This is a genomic window from Paenibacillus sp. GM2FR (assembly GCF_002803325.1).
GTDB lineage: Bacteria > Bacillota > Bacilli > Paenibacillales > Paenibacillaceae > Paenibacillus_AQ > Paenibacillus_AQ lautus.
This window is the reverse complement of sequence record NZ_MKZM01000011.1, coordinates 123,573-141,883: the sequence shown is the minus strand read 5'-3', so window position 1 is coordinate 141,883 and position 18,311 is coordinate 123,573. Positions and strand designations below refer to the sequence as shown.

The 18,311-nt window shown below is 50.3% G+C and carries 17 protein-coding genes; all 17 read left to right on the top strand.

The window, feature by feature from the left end:
* The first annotated feature begins 17 nt into the window (after positions 1-17).
* The 17 genes from PAEVO_RS28995 (at position 18) to PAEVO_RS28915 (ending at position 18,250) form a co-directional block, all read left to right on the top strand.
* Positions 18-422, top strand: a complete 405-nt coding sequence (locus PAEVO_RS28995; RefSeq protein ID WP_100540954.1) for a F0F1 ATP synthase subunit epsilon — start codon at positions 18-20, stop codon at positions 420-422.
* A 365-nt stretch (positions 423-787) separates the two neighbouring features.
* Entirely contained in the window at positions 788-1,072 is a 285-nt protein-coding gene (locus PAEVO_RS28990) for a hypothetical protein (RefSeq protein WP_100540953.1), read from the top strand.
* A 333-nt stretch (positions 1,073-1,405) separates the two neighbouring features.
* Positions 1,406-1,660: a DUF1146 family protein gene (locus PAEVO_RS28985; protein ID WP_100540952.1), complete on the top strand. Its 255-nt coding sequence runs from the start codon at positions 1,406-1,408 to the stop codon at positions 1,658-1,660.
* Between the two features lie 498 nt (positions 1,661-2,158).
* Positions 2,159-3,505, top strand: coding sequence for a UDP-N-acetylglucosamine 1-carboxyvinyltransferase (gene murA, locus PAEVO_RS28980; RefSeq protein ID WP_165789777.1), 1,347 nt, complete (start codon positions 2,159-2,161; stop codon positions 3,503-3,505).
* Between the two features lie 903 nt (positions 3,506-4,408).
* On the top strand, positions 4,409-5,401 hold the full coding sequence (gene spoIID, locus PAEVO_RS28975; RefSeq protein ID WP_207797552.1) for a stage II sporulation protein D: 993 nt from the start codon (positions 4,409-4,411) through the stop codon (positions 5,399-5,401).
* A gap of 60 nt (positions 5,402-5,461) precedes the next feature.
* On the top strand, positions 5,462-6,199 hold the full coding sequence (locus PAEVO_RS28970) for a M23 family metallopeptidase (protein ID WP_100540950.1): 738 nt from the start codon (positions 5,462-5,464) through the stop codon (positions 6,197-6,199).
* Positions 6,200-6,462: 263 nt separating this feature from the next.
* The gene (gene spoIIID, locus PAEVO_RS28965; protein ID WP_009594246.1) at positions 6,463-6,747 is read left to right on the top strand and encodes a sporulation transcriptional regulator SpoIIID; all 285 of its coding nucleotides are present in this window, start codon (positions 6,463-6,465) and stop codon (positions 6,745-6,747) included.
* 196 nt (positions 6,748-6,943) lie between these two features.
* Positions 6,944-7,942: a rod shape-determining protein gene (gene mreB, locus PAEVO_RS28960; RefSeq protein WP_100541351.1), complete on the top strand. Its 999-nt coding sequence runs from the start codon at positions 6,944-6,946 to the stop codon at positions 7,940-7,942.
* A gap of 270 nt (positions 7,943-8,212) precedes the next feature.
* Complete coding sequence (locus PAEVO_RS28955) at positions 8,213-9,094, top strand: flagellar hook-basal body protein (protein WP_100540949.1); 882 nt, start codon at positions 8,213-8,215, stop codon at positions 9,092-9,094.
* A gap of 57 nt (positions 9,095-9,151) precedes the next feature.
* A complete protein-coding gene (locus tag PAEVO_RS28950; RefSeq protein ID WP_100540948.1) occupies positions 9,152-9,976 on the top strand; it encodes a flagellar hook-basal body protein in 825 nt (274 codons plus the stop codon).
* Positions 9,977-9,985: 9 nt separating this feature from the next.
* Positions 9,986-10,186, top strand: coding sequence for a DNA-directed RNA polymerase subunit beta (locus PAEVO_RS28945; RefSeq protein WP_009594210.1), 201 nt, complete (start codon positions 9,986-9,988; stop codon positions 10,184-10,186).
* A gap of 503 nt (positions 10,187-10,689) precedes the next feature.
* On the top strand, positions 10,690-11,121 hold the full coding sequence (fabZ, locus tag PAEVO_RS28940; protein WP_007133270.1) for a 3-hydroxyacyl-ACP dehydratase FabZ: 432 nt from the start codon (positions 10,690-10,692) through the stop codon (positions 11,119-11,121).
* A 45-nt stretch (positions 11,122-11,166) separates the two neighbouring features.
* Positions 11,167-12,885, top strand: coding sequence for a phospho-sugar mutase (locus tag PAEVO_RS28935; protein ID WP_100540947.1), 1,719 nt, complete (start codon positions 11,167-11,169; stop codon positions 12,883-12,885).
* 124 nt (positions 12,886-13,009) lie between these two features.
* A complete protein-coding gene (locus tag PAEVO_RS28930) occupies positions 13,010-15,028 on the top strand; it encodes a DUF5693 family protein (protein WP_100540946.1) in 2,019 nt (672 codons plus the stop codon).
* Positions 15,004-16,248 carry a polysaccharide pyruvyl transferase CsaB gene (csaB, locus tag PAEVO_RS28925; RefSeq protein ID WP_100540945.1) on the top strand — a complete coding sequence of 415 codons (1,245 nt, stop codon included), beginning with the start codon at positions 15,004-15,006 and terminating at the stop codon, positions 16,246-16,248. The genes PAEVO_RS28930 and csaB overlap by 25 nt, the downstream gene beginning before the upstream one ends.
* A gap of 5 nt (positions 16,249-16,253) precedes the next feature.
* Positions 16,254-17,012 (top strand): WecB/TagA/CpsF family glycosyltransferase, encoded by a 759-nt coding sequence (locus PAEVO_RS28920; protein ID WP_100540944.1) that lies wholly within the window; start codon positions 16,254-16,256, stop codon positions 17,010-17,012.
* A 113-nt stretch (positions 17,013-17,125) separates the two neighbouring features.
* A complete protein-coding gene (locus PAEVO_RS28915) occupies positions 17,126-18,250 on the top strand; it encodes a glycosyltransferase family 4 protein (protein ID WP_071219817.1) in 1,125 nt (374 codons plus the stop codon).
* Positions 18,251-18,311: the final 61 nt, after the last annotated feature.

Genomic DNA, 18,311 nt, shown 5'->3' with positions numbered 1-18,311 from the left:
GGTGAGGAGGGATGGAAGTGAGCACCATTTTGTTGGAAATCGTGACGCCGGACCGCCTGGTCTATTCAGAGCAGGTGAACAGTGTTACGGTGCGTGGGGTCGAGGGAGAACTGGGCATTTTGCCTGGTCATATTTCCTTTGTTACGCCGCTTCAGATAGCGCCAGTTTATGTGAAGATCGGCAACCAGAGAACCCCGTTTGCGGTACAAGGCGGTTTCGTCGAAGTCCGCAAAGATAAAATTGTCATCCTGGCGGAAAGCGCAGAGAAAGCGGAAGAAATCGATCTGGAGCGTGCGGAAGCCGCGAAGGAAAGAGCTGAAACTCGCCTCAATGCGAAGGGAAGACAAGATGAAGTTGACCATCGTCGCGCGGAAATGGCTCTGCAAAGAGCGATGAACCGGATTAAAGTGACGCGGAACTAATCGTTTGAACCAAGACAGCTTGCTGCAATCTTGCAGCCAAGCTGTCTTTTTTCGTTTAGAGCATACGGGGATTTCTGCAAAACTGAACCATTTTGCTGCTCAATTGGAAGAAAAACTTCCTATAAATACATAAACGTGTTCTGTTTTCCGGTAAATTGTGTTAATTATTATGATTCTTTCATCTCGTTTTAGGGTCAGAATGGTAGAATCTTCTCTCTGTGATAGCTCTCTACATTGAGGTCTACGAAGCATTTTAGCAGGTCGCTACTCTATTAAATGTACGTTTATCGTATATCATCTAACTAGAACTTTAATAGATTCGCAGCATAACATATAGCATCTAAGAGAGAAGGGAGGTCATCCCTATGGCTATTCTACTCCCGGAACAAATCTTCACGCTGGCACCGGATGTCGGTAAATCGTATTACGAGAATCTGGCTGGCGGCGTGAATGCGTCCGTTACCGTTAATAACCTCTCGAATGCGCCTGTATCCTTGGTTATTACCCGTGTGAATGCACCTGTCGTAACTTATCTCATTCCAGCGGAAAACAGTCTTACGCTGTCTGTGGAGCGTTTGTTGGTTGCTGCTCTCCTGTCGGGTGCATTGCCGGTTTTTGGAACGATTCAAATAGTAACCTCGGACTTCTAAAATGAGGGGTTATAACGACCTGAATATGTTCAAAGCTTTACCCGGACCCTAACTTAGGGTCCGGTAATTTTTTGTAATATAATAAGTATAATAGGAGCATGGGAATGAAACTATAACCATTCCTGGCTTTTTATTGGTTCATAATTGTGCTAGGAACGGCAATTTAGACTTCTGCTAATGGCGTATTATTAATCATTTTCGAGCGATGTCGATAAATTTTATTATTTCCGAGGAAATGTCGTATAGAAAGTGCTGGATTCTTAGCCTCCAGCCAAGTATTATAGAAGAGTCGGTCCTGAACAGGACAGGATAATTTATGAAGGAGGAGGGAGTATGAACCAGGATTTATCTAATTCAATCAGTGCCGTCGGTGTTAACGGATTGTTGTCCATTGTCGTTTCGCTGATCTGTATCGCACTGGCTTGGTGGGCATTACAACAAGTAAAGCTGGATTTGGTTGTCCGTCATCCAAAAGGGCCGCAGGGAAAGCTGTTGCATTTGCTGCTGGCGGTGGTGCTTGGACGATTCGTGGCTGAATTCCTAATTGACTATATTACATGGAGTCAAATGATCCGATATATGTTTTAACGCGGGAATGAGCGTCATACATAACACACGGTGCTGCAGCTAGTAATAAAACATTTGTTGCATGATGGTTATGTGCTTGGCGATATTTTACTCGTCTGTTTTAATTGCAGCATGAATGGTTATATCTCTGTTAGGTTGCTTCAGAAGAAGATGTCGAATAAACGCATTTTATTATGTTAACACTTAAAATAAGAATTTGATCGGGCGGACGGTATGACTTCCGGACTATAATGTTCACCCGGTAATTGTTATGTATTGACAAGTGCTGGTCGGTCATGGTACCTTTCGTAGGTCCATACTGCGGATAACAGATGCTTCCTAAGGTGGCATCATGGATTTCTGATACCTGATGTAGACACCGAATCAGATGTCATAAATAGTTCGAAAATCGCTTGTTGAGCGGAAATCACTAATGTTAAGATGAAAGTTAGGGAATTAGCAACAACTAATCACTAACACACGCAATCAGGAAAATTATGGACGCGGAGGGAAACCATGATGAGCAAATTTATCGTCCGCGGTGGCAAAAGACTGACCGGAAGCGTCAAAGTCAGCGGAGCAAAAAATTCAGTTCTTCCGATCATCGCTGCCTCTCTACTAGGGGAAGTTGGGGAAAGTGTTATTATTGATGCGCCTCCTCTTGACGATGTAATTACAATCAGTAAAGTATTGGAGTCGCTTGGTGCAGGCATTACATATCAAGATGAAGTGATACGTGTGAATGCAGAGCACATAACGACATGTGAAGCGCCTTATGAATGGGTGCGGAAGATGCGGGCGTCTTTTCTGGTCATGGGACCTTTATTGGCACGTTGTGGACGAACCCGGATTTCGCTTCCCGGAGGATGTGCTATCGGCACAAGACCCATTGATCAACACCTAAAAGGATTTGAAGCTCTTGGGGCTGAGATTAGCCTCGGACAAGGATATATTGAAGCTAAAAGCAATGGCAGATTGCGTGGGGCGAAGGTCTATTTGGACGTTGCCAGCGTAGGTGCTACTGAAAATATTATGATGGCTGCTACTTTGGCTGAAGGGATTACGGTAATCGAAAATGCGGCGAAAGAGCCGGAAATTGTCGATTTAGCGAATTACCTGAATGCGATGGGTGCCAAAGTTCGCGGTGCGGGCACGGGTGTGATTCGTATCGAGGGCGTTGAGCAGATGCATGGCGTCAAGCATAACGTGATACCTGACCGGATTGAAGCAGGCACCTTTATGGCTGCGGCTGCGATCACGGGTGGGGATGTGTATGTGGAAGGAGCCATTGCAGATCACCTTGGACCGGTTATTTCCAAGATGGAAGAGATGGGGATTACCATTGAACCGGACGAGAATGGGATTCGCGTTATCGCTGACAAACCATTAAAGTCGGTTGATGTGAAAACTTTGCCTTATCCTGGATTCCCAACCGATATGCAGTCTCAAATGATGGCGCTTTTGCTGGTTTCCGAAGGTACAAGTGTTGTTACCGAAACGGTATTTGAAAACCGCTTTATGCATGTAGATGAATTCCAGCTCATGAATGCGGAGATCAAAGTTGAGGGACGTTCTGCTATCGTTACGGGCGGAGCTAAGCTTAAAGGCGCCAAAGTAACGGCAACGGATCTGCGTGCAGGTGCAGCCTTGATATTAGCCGGTCTCGTATCCGAGGGGACTACCGAAGTGGGCGGCGTACAGCATATTGATCGCGGCTATGTTCATTTAGCGGAAAAGCTATCTGGACTGGGCGCGGATATCTGGCGTATTTCAACGGAGGACCAGAGTTCGGAGAAGGCTTCGAAAAAAGCGGTAAGCGAAACAGAAGACGCAAAAGTTTTCAAAGTTCAACCTACCTGGGTGTAAACAGCACGATGAATCATGATGATTCAGGATAGACCACAATAGAATGTAGAGGAAGGGGCTTTGCCGATAAGGGCGAAGCTCCTTTTTTTGTATGTCATCATCATGGCGGCTATCCCTCATTCTCTCACGTTGAGATTCCGGATGACTAGGAGACTCTTTGCTAGCTTGCTTGCATTCAGCGTCAGCGTTTCTTCATCCATGTGACTTTTTCCTTTCTCTTAGAATAGTTCTATCAAAAGCCCGTATCTCATAAGTATAAGTAGAGCGTGATGGAGCATGAACAAGAGGCATATACCAGGGGAAAAGGCACAGGAGGGAAATGCAATGAAAGATTCAAAGGTTCGGGTGAATGTGAGTACTGCAGGGAAAAAACGAGCGGTCGATGCAAAAGATGTTCTGAATGAGGGAAATACTCAATCATACCAGGTGCCATCCGAAGGATCGGCCGCTCCCGTATTGAAGTGGGATTTTCCCGGTGAACTTGAGAAGAAAGTCGGATCGACTGAAGAACATAACCATGATTCGAAATCGGATAAAAAGGATATTCAGGAAGGGCCGCGCGGGCACCGCGGCCCGGGGAGGGCGCCGGACGCCTTCGGCGAGTCCGGCCACGGCCCGCGGGCGGCGCATACGCCACCGCCCGAACGCCCTGCTGGCGCGCCTGTGCATGGCGCCGCGCCAGCCCCCGGCGGGCCAGCGGCGATGCCGCAGGGCCCGCATCCCGCGGCCGAGCCGCAGCGCTTCGCGCAAGCGGCAACGGGCCGCGTGCCGCGCGGCGGCCGCACGTTCCGTGTGCGGCCTGCGCGCTGGGGGCGCCGCGGCTTTGCCGCGCGGCGCCCGGCCGCCGGCAGGCGGCGGGTGCGGGTGCACCCCGCCGTCTGGGCGGTGGCGGTGCTGCTGGCCTTGGCGCTCGCGCTGCCTCTGCTGGTGGTTGCCCCCGGCAACAACGCACCGGAGCCGCTGCCGCCCGGGCCGGCCCCGCTGCCTTCCGCCGAGCCGCAGGCGGCGGAAGAGCCCACGGTGTCCGTCTATGTAACCAAGACGGACACCGTGGAGGAGCTGCCACTGGAACAATACCTCGTCGGCGTCCTGGCCGCCGAGATGCCGGCCGAGTTCCAGCTGGAGGCGCTCAAGGCCCAGGCCATTGCGGCACGGACCTATATCGTGCAGCGGCTCGCGTCCGGGGACCGCAGCGGCGTGCCGGACGGCAAGGCCGTGGTGACCGACACGGTCAGTCACCAGGCATATATCGCCCAAGACGAACTGACGAAGGAATGGCAGCGGCTGGGGAAGGAAGCCGAGCTGGCGAAGCTTCAGCGGGCGGTAAAGGAAACGGCAGGTTTGGTAATGACGTATGAGGGTAAGCCGATTACGGCTTCTTTTTTCTCCACCAGTAACGGGTATACCGAAAATTCAGAGGATTATTGGAGGAACGAGATTCCCTACCTGCGCAGTGTGGAGAGTCCATGGGATAAACAAATTTCACCAAAGTACAAGACAACGATCACGATGCCCCGTTCGGAGTTCATAGGAAAACTGGCGCTGGCGGATGGAGCCGTACCGGTATCGGCAGGCGGGGATGGGGGGGCCTCTTTTTTGAAAGTACTCTCGTATACCCAAGGCCATCGCATTGAGAGCGTACGGGTCGGCGGCAAGAAGTTTACCGGTCGCGAGGTGAGAGAGAAGCTGGGGCTTCGATCCAGCCAATTCACCCTTCATATGAAAGACGGCGAGATTGAGATAACGACCTACGGCAACGGCCACGGCGTGGGCATGAGCCAATACGGAGCAGAAGGCATGGCCCGCGAAGGATATGAAGCGAAAGAGATTTTGGAGCACTATTATACGAATATTTCTTTTGACAAAACTTCAAATCTTCTCTCTTCAAAAAAATAATAGTGAGATAACGTATAAAAGAGTTGACCCCGGTAACAATGGTTACTGAGGTGATTGCAAATGAATGAACAGAACAAAAATAGTAAACCCCACGAAGAAACTCCTAAAACTGTGCAAGGAGATTCGGCGGTAACGTCATCTTCGTGGAAGAAAGCATTATCCAAACGGTGGGTGTTCCCGGCAGCATACTTAGCAGCAGCGGCAATTATACTAACCCTCGTGTGGGTCTACCAGGACGCCAGCCAAAAAACGCTGGAGCCACAAGGGGAAACAACGGTATCGGAATCGGTTCAAGGCTCTGAGAAGCCTGCTGCAACCGAAGGCAATGACGGAGAGGCTGTAGAAGTGACGGCCAATGCGCAATCGATGATCTGGCCGGTGGCGGACGACGTGGCAGTGAGCATCGTCAAACCTTACTTTGACGAGACGAACCCGGAAACGCATCAAGAGGCGATGGTGCAATATAACGACACCTTTACGCCGAATTTGGGAATCGACTTGGCCGCTGCGGATGACACGATGTTTGAAGTTCGTGCCGCACTGACAGGTAAAGTGACCCGTGTCGAGAATCATCCGGTTAACGGCAACGTTGTGGAAATTACATCGGGTGACACGAAAACCGTGTACCAAAGCTTGAACGAAGTGAAAGTGAAGGAAGGCGCTGAAGTGAAGCAGGGCGATTCCATCGCGACTGCAGGACGCAGTGAGCTTGAGAAGGATCTCGGCAACCACGTGCACTTCGAAGTGTACGAGGGCGGGAAACTGGTCAACCCTGTGAGCGTGCTTCCGCAAAAATAATTTCATTTCTTCGTAGTCATGCGCCCACCGCGCACTTGAAGAGGGCAGGATCTTATGATCCTGTCTTTTTTTTATTGCGGGTTTGGACGGCAAGTCCAACCCTTGCTGCGCCTTGTTTTTTGGACATTTTACACATATCCCTCACCGGCATGTCCAGAAAATAAATGGGTCCAAGTAAGCTTGTCAGCCCTTGAAACCGCGAATATCCCGTCACGCTCCTCATATAATGTACCAAACTATCCACACAGTAGGGAGGCGGGAGCGTGCACGATTACATCAAAGAGCGGACCATTAAGATCGGACGCTGTATCGTGGAAACGAGGCATACGGTTCGAACTATAGCCAAAGAATTTGGCGTGTCGAAGAGCACGGTGCATAAGGACTTAACCGAACGTCTGCCGGAGATCAACCCGGACCTGGCGGATCAGGTGAAGCACATTCTCGAATACCACAAATCCATCCGCCATCTGAGAGGCGGGGAAGCTACCAAGATCAAGTACAAAAAAACCGGCAGCAACCGCGAACCGGTGGCCACGGCGAAATCCTGATTTTTTAGGGCTTTGGTCGCTAGATTGACATTGAATCCCTCCCCTAAAGTATGATATGTTAAAAGCTGGTATAGGATCGAAATATGGGACCTGTTTTGCCGAAGATCATCATCGATTGCTAGATTATGTCGAAGAATGGTTCGGTACAGCGAACAGACTCTTTTACCATAAAATAACACTTTGGGGGCTTTTCATGATGTTGAGCAAGGATATTGGAATCGATCTCGGAACGGCGAACGTGCTCATTCACGTAAAGGGGAAGGGGGTAGTGTTAGACGAACCTTCCGTTGTCACTATTGAGACCGACACCAAACGAGTCCTTGCCGTCGGTGAGGAAGCACGGCGCATGGTCGGGCGTACTCCCGGCAACATTACGGCGATCCGCCCGCTGAGGGACGGGGTCATCGCCGACTTCGAAATTACGGAAGCCATGCTGAAGTACTTTATTGATCGCGTGGGCGCGCGCAGTTGGCACAGCCGGCCCCGAATCCTCATCTGTGCACCGACGAACATTACTTCGGTAGAGCAGAAGGCGATCCGGGAAGCGGCTGAGCGCAGCGGCGCAAGGGATGTGTTCCTGGAAGAAGAACCGAAGGCAGCGGCAATTGGCGCAGGGATGGATATTTTCCAACCGAGCGGTAACATGGTTGTGGACATCGGGGGCGGCACCACGGATGTGGCCGTCCTGTCCATGGGCGATGTTGTCACCGCTTCTTCGATTAAAATGGCAGGGGACAAGTTCGACGAAGCGATTACAAAGTACGTGAAGCAAAAATATAAATTACTGATCGGGGAACGGACGGCAGAAGATTTGAAGATGGCGATCGGAACGGTTCGTCCAGGTGGTAGACAAGCTGAGATGGATATTCGCGGACGTGATATGGTATCGGGACTGCCGTTTACCGTAACGGTGTCTTCCGCAGAAGTACAGGAAGCTCTATGGGATCCGGTGTCATCGATCGTACTCGCAGCCAAATCCGTATTGGAGCGGACGCCACCGGAGCTGTCGGCGGACATTATCGATCGCGGCGTCATCTTGACAGGCGGCGGCGCACTGCTTCATGGTTTGGACGAGCTGTTGACGGACGAGCTGCGGGTGCCGGTGCTTGTTGCGGAGGATCCGATGCACTGTGTGGTTAAGGGAACGGGAATTATGCTGGATAATTTGGACAAGGTCGTAAAGAAAAAGTTCTAACCTTCCGATATAGATGATAGGAACGTGATATTTGATTTTAAATCTGTATCCATACGATGCAGCTACATAAGTCTGCAGTATACAATGGTCAGGCTGAACAGCAGCGAAGAGGACGGAATTGTATTGGAAAAACGGAGTGGTCGCCTTTGATTTCGGATTTCAACATTTTGAGAAGTTCTAACGAGAAATCCGAAAACAACAGCGATTGGAAATACAATCCGTCAGCGAAGCGGCCATTCACGGATCTATTTTGGAAGGGAAGTGCCTTCATTGTTAAGAGGTCTATATACAGCGGCTTCAGGGATGATGACCCAGGAGCAGCGACATAATACGGTGACGCAGAACATTGCTAACGTCAACACGACAGGCTATAAGGCAACGAACAGCGTACAGCGTTCGTTCCCCGAAGTGCTTGTCTCCATGATCGGCGGCAATGATTCGACGAATGCGGGACGGAAGCTGGGCAAGTTCAACACCGGCGTTTACGCTGAGGAGAGTATATCGCTTTATACCGAAGGCGCGCTCCGGGAAACGGGCAAAACAACGGACTTTGCGCTGGTATCCTCTTTTACGGTACAGAATCCGGCAACGGGCCAACCTTATCCGTTTGATGCATCCGGCAGGTACGTGGATGAGAACGGCGAGGTGATTTACCGGCCGGAAGGATTTTTCACCGTTCAGAATGAGAATGGGGATGTTCGGTACACCCGTAACGGCAGCTTCCGGGTTAGCCCCGAAGGCAACCTGTTGAGCGAGAGCGGCTATCAGGTTCTGGATAACAATAACAGACCGATTGTATTGACAGGTCCGGCGAGTGACTTTACAGTGAATGAGCAAGGAGAAATCATGGACGCAGCTGGCAGAGGGACAGGCATCATCCTTGGAGTCAGCATCGTGAGCCAGCCTCATGGACTGATTCGTGAAGGTCATGGCGTGTTCCGTATGGCTGATCCGGACGGGGAAGTGCGGTTTATGGCACCCGGTGATAACGGAGTCATCCGTCAGGGATTTATTGAGGGGTCCAACGTGGATCCAACGCAATCGATGGTGGAATTGACCGCTGCGCTGCGCGCGTATGAAACGAACCAAAAAATCGTTCAGTATTACGACAGAACGCTGGAGAAGGCGGTCAATGAGATTGGCCGAGTCTAAGCTGTGTAAGTAAGTAGGTAGCAGCTGATGAAAATGTGAGCCCACGGGAGGTAAGTGATGAACAACTCGATGATTAGCGCCATGGTGTCGATGAATGCCCTCCAGCAGCGGTTGGATGTCATTGCGGACAATATAGCAAACGCCAATACGGCTGGTTATAAAAAAAAGGAGGCTTCCTTTGAAGATGTGCTGACGCAGGTTCAGCAGCATCACAAGGACTTCGACCGGACGGGCCGTGCGACACCGCTTGGCTATACACTCGGGTATGGCATGAGACTATCCTCCGTTGTGCAGAACATGGAGCAGGGAGCCATGAAGGAAACCGGAAATCCACTCGATCTGATGATTGATGGAGAAGCCATGTTTGCCGTTCAGGGAGATGGCGCGATTGGATATACCCGCGAAGGCGGATTTCATGTATCTCCGGATGCCCGTAATCCAGACAACCTGCTGCTGGTCAATTCACAAGGCTATCCAGTACTTGACGTGAACAATAATCCAATCTCGCTTCCGGCCAAAGGGAAAGTTGCCATTAACGAGAAGGGGCAGATTATCGTGGAGACCCCCACGGGTCGTACGGCTCCTTATGCAACTTTGAAGCTGGTCGAGCTTGAGCGTCCGGAGGGCTTGGTCGCTGTCGGCGATAACCTGTTTGTCGTAGGAAACGGCTTGACGGAAGGCGATGTGTTCGATTTGGCACCGGCGGCTCCGGGCGAGCCTCTTAAATCGAAGGTGCTTTCCGGATTTGTGGAACAATCGAATGTCAATTTGACCGATGAAATGACCAAAATGATGGAAGTACAGCGGGCCTACCAGCTGACGGCACGTGCGCTTAGTTCAAGCGATACCATGATGAACCTTGCCAACACAATGCGAGGGTAGGTGGGCATCATGAGTGAATCAAACGCCAAGAAACGTTCCAAGACATCCGGATGGAAAATCGCTGTCCGTATCATGATTCCTGTATTGCTCGTATTGGCATTATTCGGAGGCATGGTCTTCGGATATGTTGTCCTCGGCGATCAGGAGCTCAGTGAAGTGTTTGAATGGGGCACATGGAAGCATGTTTTTGATTTGATTTTCGCACCGTGACGAGAGGTCAGGGTGAACACAATGTCTTGTGATAAGATGCCAAACTCCCTTTAAGGGAGTTTTCTTTTTTTGGGGTTAAACGGTATAATGGGATGGGACTTGCGTATTAACTTTGTCATTTCATGACAATGGACGGATTTATGTAAAATAACCCCACAAAGTGGAGCCTATGCTGCGATGCTTATTCCAAATACTTTGCGGGGACCCCAAAAAACTTGTAAAAGGGCCCTCTCCTCGTACACAAGTGTCCGGTAGGAGAAAGCCCCTTATCTAAAACCTTCACTTCTGCAGCGGTGAAGGATATCCATCATTTTTTCCGCAGATCCTTCTTTTTATGCATAGGATCTGAAATTCGTTAAGAAAACCTCAAGAGAAAGCATGATACAGCCGTAAATAATACCTCCCGCGGCTTGAGAAAGCGGCACAGCGGCAGCAAATGGAATGAACACCCCTTTTCAAACGCTGTGCTTGGCGGGTACGTACATAAGGAGGATTTTAATACTATGTTGAACATCAAACAGATTCAAGAAATTATTCCCCATCGTCCCCCGTTTTTGCTGGTCGATAAGATTGTGGAGATTGAGGACGGCAAACGAGCGGTCGGCATCAAGAACGTGACGATCAATGAACCTTTTTTTGTCGGCCATTTCCCTGAATATGCCGTTATGCCGGGAGTCCTGATTGTAGAAGCTTTGGCGCAAGTCGGTGCTGTCGCGATTCTTAATGTAGAGAGCAACCGGGGAAAGCTCGGCTTTTTGGCGGGCATTGACGGTTTCCGTTTCCGTGGGCAAGTGGTACCGGGAGATACGCTGCGGCTGGAAGTCGAGATCATTCGCTTGAAGGGCATGATTGGAAAAGGGAAAGCAACCGCAACTGTGGATGGACGTGTTGTTGCCGAGGGAGAGATTATGTTTGCTCTCGCGGATAAGGAGTAATGATCAGACTATTCTTGTTTGGATGAGGAAGGGAGACTTTTTTTCATGTCAGAGATGAGTCAGAGAACAATCGATACGGTACAACGTTGGTTGAATGATCCTTATGTAGATGAGGAGACGAAACAGGAACTGCGTTCACTCGAGCACGACACCAAAGAGCTGGAGGAACGGTTTTATCGTGATCTGGAATTTGGAACGGGTGGTCTGCGCGGCGTTATTGGTGCAGGCAGCAACCGGATTAATAAATATACGGTAGGCCGCGCAACGCAAGGCTTTGCACAATATATTCTGGAGGCTCATGGCACCGCAGAGGGGAAGCCTTCTGTCGTTATTGCCCATGATTCCCGGCATTTCTCGCCGGAATTTGCGTTAGAGGCAGCTTTGGTTTTGGCCGGAAACGGGATTGTAGCGAAGCTTTATCCTTCCTTGCGTTCAACGCCGCAATTGTCATTCAGCGTTCGTCACTTGGGTGCTACCGGAGGGATTGTCATCACGGCAAGCCATAATCCGCCGGAATATAACGGTTATAAGGTGTACAACCGTGAAGGCGGCCAGTTGGTACCGGACGAAGCAGAGAATGTAATTGCCCGGATTCAGGAGGTGGATTCCTTCTCCGCGGTCAAGAGGCTGTCTCAGGCAGACGCAGAGGCTCAAGGCCTGCTGGTGTGGCTGGGCGAAGCGGAAGACCAGGCTTTTGCGGATACAGTGGCGAATGTCAGCGTGAATCGGAATCTTATCGCATCCAAGCTTGGCGAGGATATCCAAATCGTATTTACGCCTCTCCATGGGACAGGACAAGAACCCGTAGAGCGCGTGCTTAAGAGCATCGGTTTTAAGCATATTCATATCGTTCCGGAGCAAGCAGAGCCGGATGGAAACTTCTCCACCGTCAAATCTCCCAATCCGGAGGAGCGTGAAGCTTTCACGCTCGCGATGAAGCTTGGTGAGGAAGTAGGGGCTGACATTTTGATCGGGACGGATCCCGATGCGGATCGCATGGGGGCTGTTGTGAAGAACAGCCAGGGCGAATACGTCGTGCTGACAGGCAATCAATCCGGCGCGATTATGATCCACTATTTGCTGGGTCAATTGAAGGAAGCGGGCAAGCTGCCTAATAACGGTGCTGTCATCAAGACAATCGTCACAAGCGAGATGGGGGCGGCGATTGCCGAGCATTATGGTGCCACCGTGTTGAATACATTGACTGGCTTCAAGTACATTGGTGAGAAAATGACCCAGTTCGAGGAGTCCGGCAGCCATACGTATCTGTTTGGTTATGAGGAGAGCTACGGCTATTTGGCAGGCAATTATGCGCGCGATAAGGATGCCGTGCTGGCCTCGATGCTGATATGCGAAGCCGCCGCCTATTATAAAGGACAAGGCAAGACGCTGTACGATGTGCTGCAAGAGCTGTACGAGCAGTTCGGTTATTTCCTCGAGACGCTGGAGTCCCGGACGCTCAAGGGCAAGGATGGCGTCGCCCAGATTCAAGCGAAGATGTCCGATTGGCGCGACAATCCACCTGGGGAAGTCGGAGGCGTGTCGGTTAAGCAGGTGCTTGATTATGCGGAAGGCCTGGACGGATTGCCAAAGGAAAATGTGTTGAAGTATTTGCTTGAAGACGGATCTTGGTTCTGCCTGAGACCTTCCGGTACCGAACCGAAGATCAAAGTGTATTTTGCCGTACGCGGTGAATCTCTCGCCGATGCAAAGGCCAAAATTCAATCGCTCTCGGATCAAGTCATGGCCCGGGTAGACGCTTAAACATAGATACATTTAATGAGAGAAGAGAACGAAGGGAATTTACGATGGTTGCTGCAAGGCTCAACTCAATAGGGCTGTTGCCCTCCATCGTAAATTTCCATAGGTTCGATGAGGAGGTACTTTCGTGGTTCAGAATTGGAAACGCTGGAACACAGCAGCCCGCAAGTGGCTGTGGATTCTGGTTGTTCTTGGCGTTGCAGCGGCCCTGCCGGTAGGTTATGACCGACTGCAAACAGAATCAACATCAAAGAATGTAGAGCTGGTGTTTGATTATCGGGATTTGTTGGATGTCGCGGCGTATCAATCCAAGCCGCAGGATTTTTTATCCGAGCAGCTGGATCGCCTGAAAGAAGCCGGCGTAATCAGTATGGCGCTTTATGAAAGCACGCTGGACGAGCTGGTGAAATCGCGGCGAATATCGGTATATGACGGGCAGCAGGTCGCCGATCTGACAGGCACGACGGTCTCCCCGAACGAGAATTTTACGTATGTTTCATTCCTGAACGAGGAAAGCGCGACTTTAATTAAACCCATTATCGAAGAAACCTACACGAGATTGGGTATTCCGGTAAGTTCCTGGCAGTTCGATCGTGGAGTGGATGGGTTGGTGCTGGAAACTCCGCGTTCCAACGCGGTGATTAAGCCGCTGTCTCCAGATCCTATTACCATAAGCATGCTGCGAGAGAAGGGCTTTAATATTGTGCCGCGTCTGTCGGACAGTCTTCCGTATGACCAGGCCTATATGGAGAAGCTGATGGCGTACTTCGCGGACAACGGCGTAAAACGAATTCTGTTTGAAGGTGACTCCGCAAGAGGCTTCAACGATGATGCAGACATGAAAAGCTTGGATTCCTTTGGCGAGCTTTTGAACCAGCATGGTATCGGCCTTGTGGCGATTGAGAATATCAAGCGTCCGCAAAAAGGATTTACGAAGCTTGCCTATCTAACAGATTACAATGTAACCCGTATTTATTCCTTAAGCGAGCGGGATGCTAATCTGGAACCTGAGGTTATTGGGGAGCGTTTTGCTCTGGCTTCCAAAGACCGTAACATTCGAATGTTCTATTTAAACGCGGAGCCGAGCCGGGATATGACCAAAGCGTCCGTTACCCACCCGCTGGATAATCTGATTGACAGTTTGACAGGTTCCGGTCAGGCCATTAAACAGATCGAGGACAATGGTTTCACCATGGGTCCTGCAGAGCCGTTTAAGGTGACCGACTCTTCCTTGCAGCGTTACTTCAAGCTTGGGGCTGTCGTGGGAGCTGTAGCTCTGATTTCGCTCATGATCTCCTATTACATTCCGTTCCTTACAATTGCCGCTTTCCTGATTGGGCTTTTGGGCAGTGCGGGATTGTATGTCCTGAAGCCGACATTGCTTGAACAGGCCTTGGCTTTATTTGCCGCGATCAGTGCTCCAACGGTTGCCGTCATATTGGCCATCCGCAAAGTCAATGAAACGCAGCAAAGCATACCGGACATGAGTTCTGGCAGAAGAGTGACCCATTCGATCGTATTGCTGATCAAAACCTCGATTCTGTCGCTTGCGGCTGTACCGATCGTTGTCGCGTTATTGAACAATGTGACGTACATGCTCGTTCTGGATCAGTTCCGAGGCGTAAGCTTGCTGGCAGCGGCTCCGATCGGGCTTATTGCGATCTACGTGGTTCTGTACCGCGGTGGATCGACTTATAGCTCAATCCTGAAATTGCTTAAAGCACCGATCTCACTGACATGGGTTATCGCAGCCGGTATTGTGGCTATCGTCGGTTGGTACTATCTCACCCGTACAGGTAATGCAGGTTCTGTGTCTTCGATCGAAATGACATTCCGTACATTCCTGGAAAATACGTTTGGCGTACGTCCGCGCAACAAAGAAATTTTGCTAGCCCATCCGATGATGGTACTCGGCGTGTTCCTGTCATTTAAATACCGTCATGCCGTTTATCTGCTTATTATCGGGGTTATGGGGCAGCTGTCGATGGTCGGAACATTCACGCATATTCACACGCCACTCTATATTTCGGCCATTCGCGTCGTACTGGGTCTTGGACTCGGCCTGATTATTGGATTGATCGCGATATTGGTATGGCAAGTGGCAGAAAGGATCTGGAAACGATGGTCTCCACTTCTAAGACAATAGTCATTTCCGGATATTACGGATTTAAAAATAGCGGTGACGAAGCGGTCCTAAAATCGATTCTGACCGCGCTGGAGCAAGAAAGCAAGGCAACGGGGATTGTGATCAATCCCGTTGTTCTTTCCATTGATCCCGAATGGACCTCAGCGGTTTATGGGGTAAAGTCTGTACACCGGATGAAGCTGGGGGAGGTTCGTCAGGCAATCAAGGACAGCGACGGCTTGATCAGCGGCGGAGGAAGCCTGCTGCAGGATGCCACCAGCCCGAAGACGATCCCGTATTACCTGGGCGTTCTCAAGATCGCGCAGTGGCTTGGTAAACCGACCTTTATTTATGCGCAGGGCGTAGGTCCGGTCAACCGTAAGCTGTTTTATCCAATGATTCGCTCGATCTTCCGTAAATGCACCTACATCTCGGTGCGTGACATTCAATCAGGCGAACTGCTCCAATCGATGGGGATATCAGAGGAAGCCATTCACGTTGTGCCGGATCCGGTGATGGGCTTGCCGCTGCCGGAAGGCGGGGATGTTCATATTGATTCTAACCCGGGATCGGCGCTTGAAGAGAACGATGTTGCATCAGTTTCTTCTATAGAAGATCATCGTGAATCATCCGAAGAACCTTTAGCTGGGTCTTCGTTATCCAAACGCGAGACAGAAGGGGAAGGTTCTCTGCCGGTCATTGGGATTTCGGTTCGATATTGGCATTCGGAACGCAAAGAGTTGAAAGCTGTTGCGGAAGGTTTAAAGGCATTGGCCGCACAACGTCCGGTACATCTTCGTTTTCTCCCTTTTCATCAGCCGGATGATCTTGAGGCTTCGCAGTTTATTGCTAGTGGCATTGGCGATATTTCCAAAAATGGTTCTAAAGTCAGTTTTTATCGTGATGAGAAGCAGCCGCAGGACATGCTGCGAGAGGTTAGCCGTTGTGATATGATATTGGGCATGCGTCTGCATAGCCTGATCTATGCTGCGAATCAGCGCGTGCCGTTGCTCGGAATTTCCTATGATCCGAAAATCAATCACTTTTTGAAGCGGCTTGGCAGCGAACCTGTAGGAAGCAGTGAATCCCTTGACGCAGATACGTTAAAGGATCAAATGCTGAAGCTGCTGGACGATGCAGCGGCATGGAAGGCGGAGCACGGCGAGCAGATTACCGTATTGAAACAAGAGGCTGCTATGCCTGCACGCCACATTGCCCAATATTTACGCCATAGAGGATGATAAACATGAAACAGACCTATCCATTTCCTACCGTATCGGTGTTCGAGATTCCTTTTTCCAAGCTTAGTATGAAAGATACGGTGAAATTCCTGACAGAGGCTGTTCAGTCAAGGCAGCCCCACCATGTCATAACGGCGAATCCGATCATGGTGATGACGGCCGTCAACCATCCGGAATATAAACAGATGATGCAAAGTGCCGAAATTATCGTTCCGGATGGGACGGGGATCGTCTGGGCTGCCAGTGTGGGCGGCGAACCGCTGGAGGGGCGCGTTACCGGCTTTGAGCTGTTACATGAATTGTTGAAGGTCGGGGAAACCTATAGATGGAAGTTCTTTCTGCTGGGAACCACTGCCGAAGTGATTCAGGAAGCTGCCGAAAGGTTACAAATGCAATATCCGGCTGCGATTATATGCGGCTACCGGGACGGTTTTTTTGGACCTGATGAAGATGCCGACGTGATCGAGCAGATTCGGGCAGCTTCACCGGATATTTTGTTTGTCGCCCGTGGTGCGGACAACCAAGAGCCTTGGATTGCGCAGCATAAACAAGCCCTTCAAGTTCCGGTTGTTATGGGAGTCGGGGGATCTTTCGATATTATCTCTGGCAAACTGAAGCGGGCACCGAAAGTATTCCAAAAGCTGCGTCTCGAGTGGTTTTACCGCCTTCTGAAGGAGCCCACCCGTTACAAAAGAATGCTTGCGCTGCCGAAATTCGTAGTGAAAGTGCTGCGCGAGAAAGAAAACGTAACGAAATCGAGCTAAATGGCTCATTTCTGTGAGGGAAATCCGGGATTTCACCGGAAATTGGTATTGGTTTTTGGACCCGAAGGGAGTATAATTCAACCGGTAGATAATATTGGGGGTCGAATGATTACATGTTAATGATATACATCATCGGGTTTATCGTATCGCTGACGCTCGCCCTGCTCTTAACGCCGCTTGTGAAGAAGTTTGCCGTTAAGATTGGTGCCGTTGACGTTCCAAATGCCCGCAAGGTTCATACCCGGATCATGCCCCGACTCGGGGGACTCGGCATCTATCTGGCTTTTATTCTTGGACTGATTGCAGTTCTTCCTTTTCTTCCGGATAGCCTGTCGCCTCGCGATGCCAACTTTATGAAGGCATTTCTGATCGGCGGTTCCATGATCGTATTGATCGGAGCCTTGGATGATCGTTTTGAACTTTCGGCCAAAGTGAAGTTTTTGGCGCAAATTGCAGCTGCTTGCGTAGTTGTATTCGGATTTAATATTACCGTGGACTTTGTAAATATACCGTTCCAGGACCGATACTCCATGCTGGAGAGCTGGGTATCGATTCCACTGACAATCTTCTGGATTGTCGGCGTAACCAACGCGATTAATCTCATTGACGGACTCGATGGACTTGCAGCTGGTGTATCGGGCATTGCAATCGGCACGATTCTGGTCATGGCCGTCTTGATGGGCAACACCACCGTTGCCTTGCTATGTCTGCTGCTGCTCGGCAGCATTATCGGGTTCCTGTTCTTCAACTTCCATCCGGCCAAGATTTTTATGGGGGATACGGGCTCGCTATTCCTTGGATTCTGTTTGGCCATGCTGTCTCTGCTTGGATTTAAACAGATTGCGATTGTATCCTTTATTACGCCGCTGATCATTATCGGCGTTCCGCTGTCTGATACGTTTTTCGCAATCATTCGCCGCAAAATCCAGAAGAAACCGATTTTTGCTCCGGACAAGGGGCATCTGCATCACTGTCTGCGCGAGCTTGGATTCAGTCACCGTCAGACGGTGTTGATCATTTATGTCATTGCCGCGTTTTTCGGCGTACTGGCCGTCATTCAATCTTCGGCTGCCATGTATGAAGCGAACTGGGTAACCTTTGTCGTCATCTGCGTCATGATGTGTTTTATGCAGATCGGTGCGGAAATCATCGGACTGGTCGGCAAGACCAAACGGCCGATTCTGGGTCTAATCAACCGGATGCGAATGAAGGCAAATCCCGAAAGCCGCACCAAATAGAACTTATTCTTTTTCATCATGTGTCCGGATCGGACATGCCAGCCTCACCCAAAAAGGGTGA

Coding starts and splice junctions, on each gene's coding strand:
- PAEVO_RS28970 (WP_100540950.1), top strand. CDS start 5,462: ATGAATGAACAGAACAAAAATAGTAAACCCCACGAAGAAACTCCTAAA.
- PAEVO_RS28990 (WP_100540953.1), top strand. CDS start 788: ATGGCTATTCTACTCCCGGAACAAATCTTCACGCTGGCACCGGATGTC.
- mreB (WP_100541351.1), top strand. CDS start 6,944: ATGTTGAGCAAGGATATTGGAATCGATCTCGGAACGGCGAACGTGCTC.
- murA (WP_165789777.1), top strand. CDS start 2,159: ATGAGCAAATTTATCGTCCGCGGTGGCAAAAGACTGACCGGAAGCGTC.
- PAEVO_RS28935 (WP_100540947.1), top strand. CDS start 11,167: ATGTCAGAGATGAGTCAGAGAACAATCGATACGGTACAACGTTGGTTG.
- PAEVO_RS28915 (WP_071219817.1), top strand. CDS start 17,126: ATGTTAATGATATACATCATCGGGTTTATCGTATCGCTGACGCTCGCC.
- PAEVO_RS28920 (WP_100540944.1), top strand. CDS start 16,254: ATGAAACAGACCTATCCATTTCCTACCGTATCGGTGTTCGAGATTCCT.
- PAEVO_RS28945 (WP_009594210.1), top strand. CDS start 9,986: ATGAGTGAATCAAACGCCAAGAAACGTTCCAAGACATCCGGATGGAAA.
- PAEVO_RS28985 (WP_100540952.1), top strand. CDS start 1,406: ATGAACCAGGATTTATCTAATTCAATCAGTGCCGTCGGTGTTAACGGA.
- PAEVO_RS28950 (WP_100540948.1), top strand. CDS start 9,152: ATGAACAACTCGATGATTAGCGCCATGGTGTCGATGAATGCCCTCCAG.
- csaB (WP_100540945.1), top strand. CDS start 15,004: ATGGTCTCCACTTCTAAGACAATAGTCATTTCCGGATATTACGGATTT.
- fabZ (WP_007133270.1), top strand. CDS start 10,690: ATGTTGAACATCAAACAGATTCAAGAAATTATTCCCCATCGTCCCCCG.